General features: G+C 72.8%; 10 protein-coding genes. 6 read left to right on the plus strand and 4 right to left on the minus strand.

Annotation, left to right across the window (positions count from 1 at the left end):
• Positions 1–105: 105 nt before the first annotated feature.
• Positions 106–1,740: a molybdopterin-dependent oxidoreductase gene (locus RM425_RS14420; protein WP_311345911.1), complete on the minus strand. Its 1,635-nt coding sequence runs from the start codon at positions 1,738–1,740 to the stop codon at positions 106–108.
• Between the two features lie 199 nt (positions 1,741–1,939).
• Between RM425_RS14420 and RM425_RS14425 the strand changes: the two genes are divergently transcribed.
• From RM425_RS14425 to RM425_RS14435, 3 genes are all read left to right on the plus strand, one after another.
• Complete coding sequence (locus RM425_RS14425) at positions 1,940–2,527, plus strand: TetR/AcrR family transcriptional regulator (RefSeq protein ID WP_311345912.1); 588 nt, start codon at positions 1,940–1,942, stop codon at positions 2,525–2,527.
• A gap of 4 nt (positions 2,528–2,531) precedes the next feature.
• Positions 2,532–4,736 carry an MMPL family transporter gene (locus RM425_RS14430; protein WP_311345913.1) on the plus strand — a complete coding sequence of 735 codons (2,205 nt, stop codon included), beginning with the start codon at positions 2,532–2,534 and terminating at the stop codon, positions 4,734–4,736.
• Positions 4,737–4,895: 159 nt separating this feature from the next.
• On the plus strand, positions 4,896–5,534 hold the full coding sequence (locus RM425_RS14435) for a histidine phosphatase family protein (RefSeq protein WP_311345914.1): 639 nt from the start codon (positions 4,896–4,898) through the stop codon (positions 5,532–5,534).
• Positions 5,535–5,538: 4 nt separating this feature from the next.
• Here RM425_RS14435 and RM425_RS14440 read toward each other — a convergent pair whose 3' ends face one another.
• The gene (locus RM425_RS14440) at positions 5,539–6,294 is read right to left on the minus strand and encodes a hypothetical protein (protein ID WP_311345915.1); all 756 of its coding nucleotides are present in this window, start codon (positions 6,292–6,294) and stop codon (positions 5,539–5,541) included.
• An 88-nt stretch (positions 6,295–6,382) separates the two neighbouring features.
• Positions 6,383–7,042 carry a hypothetical protein gene (locus tag RM425_RS14445; protein ID WP_311345916.1) on the minus strand — a complete coding sequence of 220 codons (660 nt, stop codon included), beginning with the start codon at positions 7,040–7,042 and terminating at the stop codon, positions 6,383–6,385.
• A 288-nt stretch (positions 7,043–7,330) separates the two neighbouring features.
• Between RM425_RS14445 and RM425_RS14450 the strand changes: the two genes are divergently transcribed.
• On the plus strand, positions 7,331–8,656 hold the full coding sequence (locus RM425_RS14450; RefSeq protein ID WP_311345917.1) for an AI-2E family transporter: 1,326 nt from the start codon (positions 7,331–7,333) through the stop codon (positions 8,654–8,656).
• Between the two features lie 259 nt (positions 8,657–8,915).
• Positions 8,916–9,362, plus strand: coding sequence for a GNAT family N-acetyltransferase (locus RM425_RS14455; protein WP_311345918.1), 447 nt, complete (start codon positions 8,916–8,918; stop codon positions 9,360–9,362).
• Positions 9,363–9,758: 396 nt separating this feature from the next.
• Here RM425_RS14455 and RM425_RS14460 read toward each other — a convergent pair whose 3' ends face one another.
• Positions 9,759–10,268: a GNAT family N-acetyltransferase gene (locus RM425_RS14460; RefSeq protein ID WP_311345919.1), complete on the minus strand. Its 510-nt coding sequence runs from the start codon at positions 10,266–10,268 to the stop codon at positions 9,759–9,761.
• Positions 10,269–10,726: 458 nt separating this feature from the next.
• Between RM425_RS14460 and RM425_RS14465 the strand changes: the two genes are divergently transcribed.
• Positions 10,727–11,632, plus strand: a complete 906-nt coding sequence (locus RM425_RS14465; protein WP_311345920.1) for an endonuclease/exonuclease/phosphatase family protein — start codon at positions 10,727–10,729, stop codon at positions 11,630–11,632.
• The last annotated feature ends 585 nt before the right edge of the window (positions 11,633–12,217 follow it).

Genomic DNA, 12,217 nt, shown 5'->3' on the forward strand with positions numbered 1-12,217 from the left:
CGATCGAGCGCCGACCGGCCCGTCACCCACGTTCCCGCGGTGGCCCGGCGCCGTCCGGGTAGGGGTGCGATCCGGGCCGTCAGCGACCAGTGCCGGATCTCCGGGTCAGTCCTCGACACGGACCTCGATGATCGGGTAGCCGGAGGCTCCGTCCGGCGCCACCGGGGTGCGCTCGTCGGTCTGGACCTCTCCTGCACCATCGGTCGCCCGGGCGGCGATCACGTGCCGGCCGGGGGTGGCGTCCCAGGGCAGGAACCACTGCCGCCAGCAGTCGACGTCCAGCCGCTCGGCGAGCTCCGCGTCCCGCCACGGCCCGTCGTCGACACGGACCTCGACGCCCTCGATGCCCCGGGTCGGCGCCCAGGCCACCCCGGCGATGACCGCCCGTCCCGCAGGTACGGACCGCCCCGACCGCGGGACGTCGATCCGGGCCTGGGTCTTGATCGGGCCCTCCTTGGCCCAGCCGCGCGGGATCCAGTAGCCGTCGACGTCCCAGTCGGTCAGCTCGATGGCCGAGAGCCACTTGGTGGCCGAGACGTAGCCGTACAGCCCCGGCACGACCAGCCGTGCGGGGAACCCGTGCTCGGCGGGCAGCGGCTCGCCGTTCATCGCGACGGCGACCATCGCCTCCTCGAGGTCCAGGGCGGTGAGCACCGGGAAGCCGGCGGTGAAGCCGTCCACCGAGCGGCCGATGAGCTGGGTGGCACCCTCCTGCAGCCCGGCCCGGTCCAGCAGGGCCCGGAGCGGTACGCCCTGCCAGCGGGCGTTGCCGACGAGGTCCCCGCCGACCTCGTTGGAGACGCAGGCCAGCGTGATGTCGGCCTCGATCTGCGGCAGCTCCATGAGCTCGGCGTAGGTCAGGGTGAACGGCTCGTCGACCATGCCGCGCACCTCGAGCTGCCACTCGTCCGGGTCGACGATCGGCACCCGGAGGGCGGTGTCGATCCGGTAGAACTCCTCGTTCGGGGTGAACAGCGGGGTCAGGCCGGGGACCTCGAGGTCGGCGCCGGCCGGAACGGGTCCGGCCTGCCGGACCGGGCGCGGCAGGCGGATGGCCGCGCGCACCTCCGCCAGCCGCTCCCGCCCGGCGAGCAGGTAGCCCCCGACCCCGGCCAGGACGGCGAGCGCCGTCGTCCCGCCGGCCAGGGACAGGAACCGTCGCCGGTCGACCGGCGGCCGCTCGGCAGCCACGGCCGTGCTGCCCGCTCGCGGTGCGACCGCTCCGGTCTCGTCCGGAGCGCACGCAGGATCCGCTGCCTGGCCGGACCGGGCCACGCGGAGCAGGAGGTGCAGCACCGCCACACCGACCGCCGCCCCGACCACGCCGACGAGCAGTGTGATGAAGACCTGACTGCGCGGGTCGGACAGTGCGGCCACCACGCCGAGAGCGGCGAAGGCGACGAAGCCCGCGGCCGCGACGGCGAACCGGCGCCGGGCCAGCACGCCCAGAGCCGCACCGAGGAGGACCGAGACGACCAGAACGCCGCCGATGAGCACCGGCTTGTCCGCGCTGCCGAGCGTCGAGATGGCCGCCCGCTCCAGCCAGCCGGGCACGCTGTCGATGACGGCGTCACCGACGGAGACGACCAGCGACCTGGCGTCCGGGATCAGCCCGGCGACGAGCTCGGCCATCCCCAGCGCCGCCGCCACCGCCGCGATGCCCGCCACCGCGCCGGTGCTCCGCCGCACCGCCCGGGGGCCGATGTCCTGCGCCGGGGACCGTTCTCCGCTCTGCGTCACACCGGACGCGATGTCCCGGCGGGCGGGTGACGACACGAAGCCGTCGACTTTGACTCGGGATCGTCATGCGCGCCCGCGCGCCGCCCGCCGGAGAAGCCTCGGCCACCTCTCGCCCCCGTGGTGCTCCGTGAGCGGGGTCACCGGCCACTTTGGCCGGTTTACCGGCCAAAGTGGCCGGTAGCGCCGTAGCCTCGTCGACGTGAGCGCATTCCGGCAGCAGGCGGAGGACCAGATCCTCGACCGCGCCGCCGCCCTCCTGGCCCGTCGCGGCGCCAAGACCTCCGTGCAGGAGATCGCCGACGCCGTCGGGCTGTCCAAGGCCGGGCTGCAGCACCACTTCCCCACCAAGGACTCGCTGCAGGCCGCGGTGGTCGCCCGGGCCGGCGCCCTCGTGCAGCAGGTGCTCGCCCTGGTCGCCGATCTGCCGGTCGGGCCCGAGCGCGACCTGCGGGCGATCGAGGCGTGGGTCGACGTCGCCCTGGCCCATCCCGGGCTGGTGTCTCTGCTGCTGGCACCGGTGAGCACCGGGACGCCCGGCGACGTGGCCGCCGGTGAGGCCGAGGCGATCCAGGCCTCGGGCGCCGCCGCGCTCACCGCGTTCGGCGTCGATCCGGCGGCCACCACCGCCGAGCGCACCGTGCGGGTCGCCGCCGCGCTGGCCGCTCTCGGCGTCCTCACCCTCGCCGCCCACCAGCAGAACCTCACCGCCGCGTGGCGGCCGCACATGGTCGTCGCCTGCTTCGACGCACTCGGCCACCGCCGATCCGTCCCCACCCCGGAGGCCTGACCCCATGGCTCACCTGTTGTCCCGGATCGGGGCGTTCTCGCACCGCCGCCGGCTCGCCGTCGTGCTCGTCTGGCTGGCGGTCCTCGTCGCCGGTGGCGCGGGCGCCCTCACGCTGTCCGGCGAGACGTCGAACTCCTTCTCCATCCCGGGCCAGGAGTCGACGGTCGCGCAGGAGAAGATCACCGAGGAGTTCGGCGCCGGCGGTGCCACCGTCCGCGTCGCCGTCGCCGCGCCGGAGGGGCAGACGCTCACCGACCCGGGGACCGCCGCGGCGGTGGGCGACCTGGTCGACACCCTCGGCGCGCTGCCCGGCGTCGTCGCGGCCTCGAACCCGCTGGACCCCGCGGCGCCCGCGGTCAACGCCGACCAGACCATCGGCTACAGCACCGTGGCCTACGGCGGCCTCGTGGAGGACGTGACCGACGACCAGCGGGCCGCGCTGCTGAGCGCCGTCGAGGACGCCGGCATCGGCGACCTCACCGTCGAGGCCTCGGGCGAGGCGCTGAACGCGGGCGCCCCCCACATGGGCGTGGGCGAGGTGATCGGCGTCGTCCTCGCCGTGATCATCCTGGCGCTCACGTACGGCTCGCTGGTGACCGCCGGGATGAACCTGCTGACCGCCTCGGTCGGCGTCGGGGTCGGCGTCCTGGGCATCACGATCGCCACCGGCTTCCTGGAGCTGTCCTCCACGACCTCGGCCCTCGCGGGCATGCTCGGCCTGGCCGTCGGCATCGACTACGCCCTGTTCATCATCAGCCGCTACCGGCAGGAACTGCTCCGCGGGGCCGATGTCCCGACGGCCATCACGACGGCCACCGGAACGGCCGGCTCGGCCGTGGTCACCGCCGGGCTCACCGTCGTCATCGCTCTGCTCGGCCTCTCCGTGGTGGGCATCCCCTTCCTCACCCAGATGGGCGTCGCCGCGGCGGCGACGATCGTCATCGCCGTCCTGGTCGCGCTCACCCTCGTGCCGGCCGCGATGAGCTTCCTGGGTGCGCGGGCCCTGCCGCGGAAGGCGCGCGCCGGCGCCGGGGACGACCTCGGCCGACCCACCCGCGGTCCGGGCTTCCTGGCCCGCTGGGTGGCCACGGTGACCCGGTACCGCGTCCTCACGGTGGTCGCCACGGTCCTGGCGCTGGGGGTCATCGCCATCCCGTTCACCTCGATGCAGACCACGCTGATCCCGACGCCGGAGCCGGGCAGCACCCAGGCCCGGGCGCAGGAGCTCCTCGCCCAGGGGTTCGGGGAGGGCATCAACGGCCCGCTGGCCGTCCTGGTCGAGGGTGACGGCGCCGCGCAGGCGGCCGCCGAGGTCAGCGAGCCGATCTCCGCGCTGTCCGACGTCGCGCTGGTGACCCCGCCGGTGCCCGACGCGGACGGCACCGCGGCCCTGCTCACCGTCATCCCCCTGTCCGGCCCGGACACCGAGGCCACCGAGAACCTGGTCGGGGACCTCCGCGCCGAGCTCGCCGGCCTCGACGGAGCAGACGCCTACGTCACCGGCGCCACCGCGGTGAGCGTCGACGTCGCCCAGGCACTCGACGAGGCGCTGCCCGTCTACCTGGCACTGGTCGTCGGCCTGGCGTTCGTGCTGCTGGTCCTGGTGTTCCGCTCCCTGCTGGTGCCGCTGGTCGGTGTGCTGGGCTTCCTGTTCACCGTGGGCGCCTCCCTGGGTGCCACCGTGGCGGTCTTCCAGTGGGGCTGGCTGTCCGACCTGGTGGGGCTCACCAGCACCGGGCCGCTGATCAGCCTCACCCCGATCCTGGTCATCGGGATCCTCTTCGGCCTGGCCATGGACTACCAGGTGTTCCTGGTCAGCCGCATGCACGAGGCGCACACCTCCGGTGAGGCACCGCTGGAGGCGATCCGCGCGGGCTTCCGGCGCTCGGCCCCCGTCGTGGTGGCCGCCGCGCTGATCATGTTCGGCGTCTTCGCCGGCTTCGCCACCAGCCCGGACCCGACCCTGAAGTCCATCGCGTTCGCGCTGGCGGTGGGCATCGTCGTGGACGCCTTCGTGGTCCGCATGGTGCTGGTGCCGGCCGCCCTCGCCCTCATGGGCGAGCGCGCCTGGTGGCTGCCCCGCTGGCTGGGCTGGCTGCCCCACCTGGACGTCGAGGGCGCTGCGCTCAAGGGCGACGACGCCTCGGACGACGAGGTGGGCGCACCGCGGCGGGCCGAGGCGGACACCGTGGGGTCCGCCGCCCGCTGATCCAGTCGTGACGAGGGCAGGGCGGCCACTGGGCCGGCCTGCCCTCGTCGCGCACGCATTCTGACCGACACGGGTGCACGCACGGCCAGGTGTCGTTCCCCGACCCGGACGACGCGGATCCGGTCGGCGACCACGTCGAGGTCTGCCTAGGGTGGCGCCGTGCGCGCTGCCCGGTCCCTGACGAGGGTCGTGCTCGCGCGGCACGGTGAAGCGGCGTACGAGACGAGCGGCAGCGGCGACAGCGGCGGCAGCCTCACGGCGCTCGGCCGCAGCCAGGCCCGGGCGCTGGGTCAGGAGCTGCGCGCGGAGGGGATCTCGACCGTCGTCTGCTCGGAACTGTCCCGCGCCGTCCAGACCGCGGAGATCTCCGCGGGGGTGCTCGGGCTCCCCGTGCACGTGCGGATGGGCCTCCAGGAGTACGACGTCGGCGATGAACGTGGACGGCCCTACGACCCGGGTCTGTTCGAGCCGCTCATGCTCGCGTGGCTCCGGGGAGACCTCGAGGTGGGGATCCCCGGCGGTGAGGACGGCCACCAGGTGGCCGGCCGGATGCTGCTCGTGCTCGACGACCTGGCTCGACGCCATCGAGGAGCCACCGTGCTCGTGGTGAGCCACGGGGGTGCGATCCTCGCGCTGCTCGGCGCCATCGCACGCGGCCGGCCCGGCCTGCCACGCGACGGGAACGACATGCCCGGCTGCGCGACGTACTCCCTGCAGCACGACGCCGGAGGGTGGCGGTTCGCGGGCCCCGCTTCCCGGCGAGGAGGACAGGACGGGCCGGGAGAAAAGACCTCGTGACCGATCAGCCGGCGGAGCCGAGCCGGTAGAGCGCGGTGTGCGCCACGTGCAGCACGGGCTCGCCGTCGGCGAGGACCAGCGCGTCGTAGCGCACCTCGTCGTTCGCGCCCCTCCGGCCGACGGAGGTCACGCGCCCGTGCGAGGTCACCAGAGCGGGCAGCCGGGCGACGCCGAGGAAGCGGCAGTCGCTCGCCGTGTGGATCCACGGCCCCAGGGCGACGTTCCGGGTGAGCAGCCGGTGCACCGCCTTGACCAGCATCCCCGGATGCGCCCACGCGTTCTCCCGGTACAGCGCCAGCGGCTCGCCGACGGCGTCGAGGTACCACTCGTTCTGCTCCACGGGAACGGCCTCGGAGACGCTGCCGAACGGCCCGACGACCGGGTCGGCCACCGGCTGGGCGGCGGCGGGCACCTCGGCGAAGCCGGTGAGATCGGGACGCTCGCCGGTACGACCGGCCGAGCCCACGCAGCGCACCTCGCCGTCGGCACCCGTGGCGGTCAACCGGCCGTCGTCCACCTCGACGAGGAGCTCCTCGCCGTCGTACACCGGCCGGCGGAAGCGCACGTCCACCCGCCCGCCGGACAGCCACTCCTCCCCCCAGGCCGCCACCAGCGGGGTGGTGATCCGCGCGAACAGCTCGACCCCGGGCACCAGCGCGCCGGTGAAGCCGAACTGCTGCGCGACGTCGTCGTCGTGGATCTTGTTCGCCGCCTCCTCGATGACGTGGGCGACGAACCGGTGCGGCGCGGGGGCGTCCATGCCGCGGATCGTGGCACGTGCGGGGGTCCGCGGCCTCCCGCGTTCTCCGCGCGGGACCGGCGCGGCGCGGGACCGGCGCGGCGGACGGTCAGCTCCCGGACGGTGCCGGGACCGCCTCGATCCTGGTGGCCGCGATGGCGATCTGCCCTTCGGCGTCGTCCAGCCACGCCTGCGGGTCGTCGAAGAGCTCGTCGGCCGCGATGCCGAAGTCCGCCTCGAACGTGTCGGGGTCGACGTCCAGGACGGTGCCGGACACCTCCACCTCGTCGCCGGTGCCGATGTCCGAGGACGGCGTGACGGTGACGACCGCGACCGGCTCCCCGGCTTCCCCGGCGACGCGGAGGACGCTGGCGATCGATGTGGAGGCCACCAGTTCCACGACCTCGCCGCGCACGGTGACCTGCTCGCCCAGCGGGGCCTCGGGTTCGCCGAAGAACGACGGGTCGGACTCCGGGGGCGCACCGTCCGGGGGCCCGTCACCCGGGGCGTCGGGCTCGCCCACCGGCTCGTCCGCACCTCCCTCGGCGAGGCGGTCCTGCAGGTCGCCGACCCGGTCCTCGAGGGTCGCCACCCGGTCGCGCAGGCCGGCGACCTCCTCACGGACCTCCGTCAGCTCCGCCGCGGTCGTCGCCGTCGGCTCGGTGTCGGCCGGCCCGCTGCACGCGGCGAGGCCGAGGACGGTCGCCAGGAGTACGCCGGCCGGTCCGCCTCTCCGCGCCACGACGGCGGTCCTGCGTGGGCTGTTCATCCGCTTCCTCCGGTCGGGATGTCGGGAAGAGCGCCTGGGCGTTCCGGGGTTCGTCGACGCGGTGCCCCGCCGGCCCGACGCCATCCCGGCCCGGCCGCTTCCGACACCAAGTCGCAATGCCCGCATTCCCGCGGTCCGCTGCGGTGCCCCCCGCCCGATCGGCCTCGTCCATGACGATCGGCTGACATCCGGGCCACTACCGTCCGAGCCGCGTGGTTTGGGGCATGGAGCCCGCTGGAACAGGATGACGACCGGTTGACAGGCCGGCAAGGCAGGCAGGAGCCGTGCATGTCCGAGGAACGCGGGCTGGACGGCGGGCGGGACCGGCCGACCGCCGCCGCCGGCGGAGGCGAGGAGAGAGCCCCGGCGCCCGACGGCGACGGAACGCCTGGTCGCCCCGGCACCGTCGTGGCCGACGCGCAGGCCGCGCCACGGCAGCGCGGGCTCGGTCCCGGTGCACCGCGCTGGACGGTGCACGTGCTGGCCGTCAGCGGAGCCGTCCTCGCGCTCGCCGCGATGGGCTGGCTGGCGTTCTGGCTGGTGCTCCGGCTGCCGCTGGTCACCTTTGCCGTGGCGCTCGCCGTGCTCCTCGCCGCACTGGCCGCACCCATCTCGCACGCGCTGCGACGCCGCGGGATGCCCGACGCGCCCTCCGCGCTCCTGGCGGTGCTCACGCTCGTCGCCGTCATCCTGGGCATCGGTTTCCTCGTCGGCTTCCGTGCCGCCACCGCCCTGCGAGACCTGACCAGACCCCTGGCCGCCGGGATCGACCGCATCCGCGTCTGGGCCATCGAAGGTCCACTCGGCCTGGACCCCCAGCAGGTGGCCGACATCCGCAACCAGATCGTCAGCTTCCTCTACCAGGCCAGCCCCAGCCCCACGGCGGGCGCCCGCATGGCGGTGACCGCGCTGGGCGGGATGATCCTGGTCGCCTTCCTCGTGTTCTTCCTGCTCAAGGACGGCGCCGCCATGTGGGCGTGGGTGCTGGAGCGCGTTCCCGCCCGCCGGCGGGAGCAGGTCGACGGTGCCGGTCGCTCGGCCTGGGACACCCTGGCCAGCTACGTGCGCGGGGTCGTCGTCGTCGCGCTCATCGACGCCGTCGGCATCGGCGCGGCGCTGCTGATCCTCGGCGTCCCCCTGTGGATCTCGCTGACCCTGCTCACGTTCGTCGGAGCCTTCATCCCGTTGCTGGGTGCGACCGTGAGCGGGGCCGTGGCCGTGCTCGTCACCCTCGTCACCAACGACATGACCGACGCGATCATCGTGCTGGTGGTGGTCCTCGTCGTCCAGCAGGTCGAGGGCAACCTGCTGCAGCCACTGATCATGGGGCGGGCGCTGAACCTCCACCCCGCCGTCATCCTGCTCGCGGTGACGGCCGGCGGGCTGCTGTTCGGGATCGCAGGAGCGCTGCTGGCCGTCCCGGTCACGGCGGTGACCTACCGCGTCGTCGAATACCTGCGCCTGCACCCGCTGGAGCCCCTCGGTCAGGCGGTGGAGGGCCCGCCCTCCCCGGGGCCGGGAACCGCGGCGGGCACCACCGGGGACGAGCACGCACCGCGGCGCGGGGCCACCCCGCTGTCCGAGCCGGCGGGTGCGCCGGCCGGGACGCGGTGACGACGGGATCACACCCCCGGACGATGGACAGACCACAGATGTCGGGCTGACAGCCGGTCAAGCCGTGGTCGACATGGAGGCGACCCGATTCGACCCTGAGCGCGAATAGCCCATCGCATTGGCCGGTGAGATCTTGGGCGTCGGTCGGCACCCTTGCGTAGCCGATCAGCATCGCCGCCATGGCGCACCTCCACAGACAGGCCCACGAGGCGATCGGTTTGCGGACGCATGGGTGGAGGCGGATTTGGGAGCATCACGTATGGACGTTCGCGATCTGAGTCGGTCTGATCTCGAATCGCCGCAGTTCCTGCATCTTCTGTGGCTCGCAACGGAGGCAGACGATCTCTCGCTGCGCCGCATCCGCGCCAATCACCTGCCACGTCTCGCGGTGGCTGGCATCGTGGCGGATGGCGTGGTGGTCGGTTTCGTCGCGTACGACCAAGGCGACTCACAGGTGGTCATGAAGTACATCGCGACTGCCGAGTCGCGGCGCGGCATGCGCATCGGATCCAGCCTGGTGCACGAGCTACAGCGCAGACACCCTGGGCTGGCAATCTCTGCGCAGACGGACGACGACGCGATCGGCTTCTACCGCAAGCTCGGATTCACCGATACGGCGGCACCTCGAGACTCTCGATGGCCGGTCCAGCAGCGATACGACTGCCTACTATCGGCGACTCTGACCTGCACCAACCCACACCCGTGACGTCATCGCCGCAAGGCGGCCGAGGGTCGCCTGCCAGGCAACAGCTCAAGCTCTCCTCCGCCCCACGAGAAGTAGTTCGTGGGGCTCTTCTGCGGGCCGGGAAGCACATCGCCTACGACCTGTGCCGCCCTGCTCAACGTGGCCCGCTCCACCGGACTACCGAACCACCGAACGCGGCGGGGTTGATCCGGTCCGCACGTCACGACCACCGGTACAGAACCGCATCAACGTGTGGTGCGTTGACCTGTTGAGACCGCCATCCCTTGCGGGACACCGGCCAGGCAGCTCCTGTGCCGTGCGGACGTCGCCGCAACGGGTTCGGTCACCGAAGTCCTGCGGCGTCCGCTGAGGGGCCTCCGGAGATGAGCGTGCGCTGCTGCTCCACCTCAGTCGGAGCTAGAGGTAGAGGCGGAAGCCTTCGGCTTCTGCAGTGAAGCCAAGTCGCTGGTACAGCTCGTGCGCGCCGTCGTCAGCATGGCGCTTGTGAGAAAGCAGCTGCACCTTCCGGCAGGAAGCGGCGCGGGCGTCGTCGAGCGCTTGCTGCACGAGCGATCGCGCCACGCCGCGACGGCGGTGGGCGTAGGCGACCACGACTGCTTCGATGAACGCGGACGGGTGGCAGTCGTAGGTGAGGTGAGGCATGAGCACCATCGCGGCCGTGCCCACCGGGTGCTCCTGCTCTGCTCCTTCCCCATCCGTCAGGGAGTGGAACGCCAGGTAGACGGTGAGGTCCGGGGTAGCCGCCATGCGTTCCCAGCTGACGCGCTCCGGCCCGGACGGAATATGCGGCCGAGGCGACGCCTGTTCTGGGGCGATCGCCTGATTCTGCGCCAGCACCTCGAGAACGGCTGGCAGATCCTCGGCTGACGCCTGTCGCACTCGGTACGTCCCGGTCGGGTTGGCCATCCACCCATGTTCGTCCCTGCGGCGGCTCGGGAGACACGTTCCTGCGCATGTCCCGCTCGGGGATCGGCGACCGGGGCTGGTGCTCGACCGGCTCGCCGACCTCGGGTCGGGGCAGGTGCCGTGCGAGAAGGGCCACAGTCGCTGCACTGGGCGGTCACCGCAGGCGTCCTCGACCCGTTCGACCTCTCGATCCCGCCCCCCGATCCGGCCGATGGGGAGAATCGGTGCTGGCGGACACCTCTCGACGGCGGACCGGCTGCGCCTGCGGTCCGTCCTCGAGGAGGACGGCATGCTTTTCGCCCGGTCCGCGCTGCCAGGCGGGCCCCGGCCGGCGGCGGGCGCTTCGGGCGTCTGGCCCTGAACGCCTGAGGTTCACCGGAGGGACCGGCACCGGCACGACGGCGGACACCTCGCCGCGCTTCCGTAGGGGCATCCCTGCCACTCCGCCTGGAGGTCCCGTGCGCTCTCGTTCCGCTGCCCTGCGCCGCTTCGCCGGCAAGCTGACCATCCCGCTACTCGCGGCCGGTCTCATCACTGCCGGCCTTGCCGCCCCCGCCGCGGCCGGCCCCGGCCCGGCCGGGCCCTCTGCTCCCGACCGGCCGGTCCGCGTCATGTCCTACAACATCCACCACGGCGCCGGGCCGGACGACCGCCTCGACCTGACCCGCATCGCCGCGGAGATCCGGGACTCCGACGCCGACATCGTCGGCCTGCAGGAGGTGGACCGGCACTGGAGCGAGCGCAGCGCCTTCGCCGACCAGGCCCAGGAGCTCGCCCGCATGCTCCACATGCACGTGGTCTACGGCGCCAACCTGGACCGTGACCCGCTCAACCCCGGTGAGCCGCGGCGCCAGTACGGCACCGCGATCCTCTCCGACGCGCCGATCCACGAGTGGCAGAACACGCTCCTGCCGCGCACCGGCAACCTCGAGCAGCGGGGCCTGTTGGAGGCGCTGGTCACGGTCCGCGGCGTCCCGGTGCGCGTGTTCACCACCCACTTGCAGCACAACAGCCAGCAGGAGCGCATCGCCCAGATTGCGGCCATCCGGGAGGTCATCGGCATGCCCCAGGAGTCGGTGGTGCTGACCGGCGATCTGAACGCCCGGCCGGACACCCCCGAGATCGCGGCCATCACCGAGGATCTCGTGGACGCCTGGGCCGAGGCCGGAGTTGGGAACGGCTACACCCTGTCGGCGACGAACCCCTACGCCCGGATCGACTACGTCATGCACACCGACGACGTGGTGGCCCGGACCGCAGCCGTGCTGAGCACCACCGGGTCCGACCACCTGCCGGTGGCCGCGGACCTCGAGCTGCCCGGCGACAAGGTCGGCGCAGGCTCCTCCGTGCGTCCCGCCGCCTGAACGTCGGCCCGCCCGGGTCGGGCCGACGTCGATCGGCCCGACCCCGTGACCGTGGCTGTACTCGAACCCGTTTGCTGTACTCGTGCGAGAGGCGGGTCGACCGTGATGATCGACCCGCCTCTGACCTTCGGCTTCGCTGTCGGGCTGACAGGATTTGAACCTGCGACCCCTTGACCCCCAGTCACATTCGTCGGGTTCGTGCCTGTTCGTACTCGGCCGTTTCCGCAGGTCAGACGGCTGCCGCGTCCGCTCGGGTTCGCACTCATCCGCCCACGTCCACACCGCGTTGCTGTAGCGGTTGCTGTACTTCTCCCTCACGCTCGGTCGCGTCGCCCAGGTCGAGGAGTCAAGGCACCGACCCGTGGCCGGGGCCACCTTGCGCGCGGGCACACCGAAAAATCAGGTATCTAGAAGATCCCCCGTGGTTGCGTCGTCGGGCGGTGGGTGACCGAGAGCATCAGCAGCATCGAAGGTGGTCCGATCGTTGTCGATCCCCATGGGCACGTGACCGGCCGGTCCGTGGGCGCGACCAGCGCATGTGCATCGAGCAGCGGTTGCGGCGAAGGTTCGGGCACAGAAAGATTC

Origin of the sequence: Blastococcus goldschmidtiae, from assembly GCF_031845325.1 — a bacterium.
GTDB classification, from domain to species: Bacteria; Actinomycetota; Actinomycetes; order Mycobacteriales; family Geodermatophilaceae; genus Blastococcus; species Blastococcus goldschmidtiae.

Coding starts and splice junctions, on each gene's coding strand:
- RM425_RS14430 (WP_311345913.1), top strand. CDS start 2,532: ATGGCTCACCTGTTGTCCCGGATCGGGGCGTTCTCGCACCGCCGCCGG.
- RM425_RS14440 (WP_311345915.1), bottom strand. CDS start 6,294: ATGGACGCCCCCGCGCCGCACCGGTTCGTCGCCCACGTCATCGAGGAG.
- RM425_RS14445 (WP_311345916.1), bottom strand. CDS start 7,042: ATGAACAGCCCACGCAGGACCGCCGTCGTGGCGCGGAGAGGCGGACCG.
- RM425_RS14450 (WP_311345917.1), top strand. CDS start 7,331: ATGTCCGAGGAACGCGGGCTGGACGGCGGGCGGGACCGGCCGACCGCC.
- RM425_RS14455 (WP_311345918.1), top strand. CDS start 8,916: ATGGACGTTCGCGATCTGAGTCGGTCTGATCTCGAATCGCCGCAGTTC.
- RM425_RS14460 (WP_311345919.1), bottom strand. CDS start 10,268: ATGGCCAACCCGACCGGGACGTACCGAGTGCGACAGGCGTCAGCCGAG.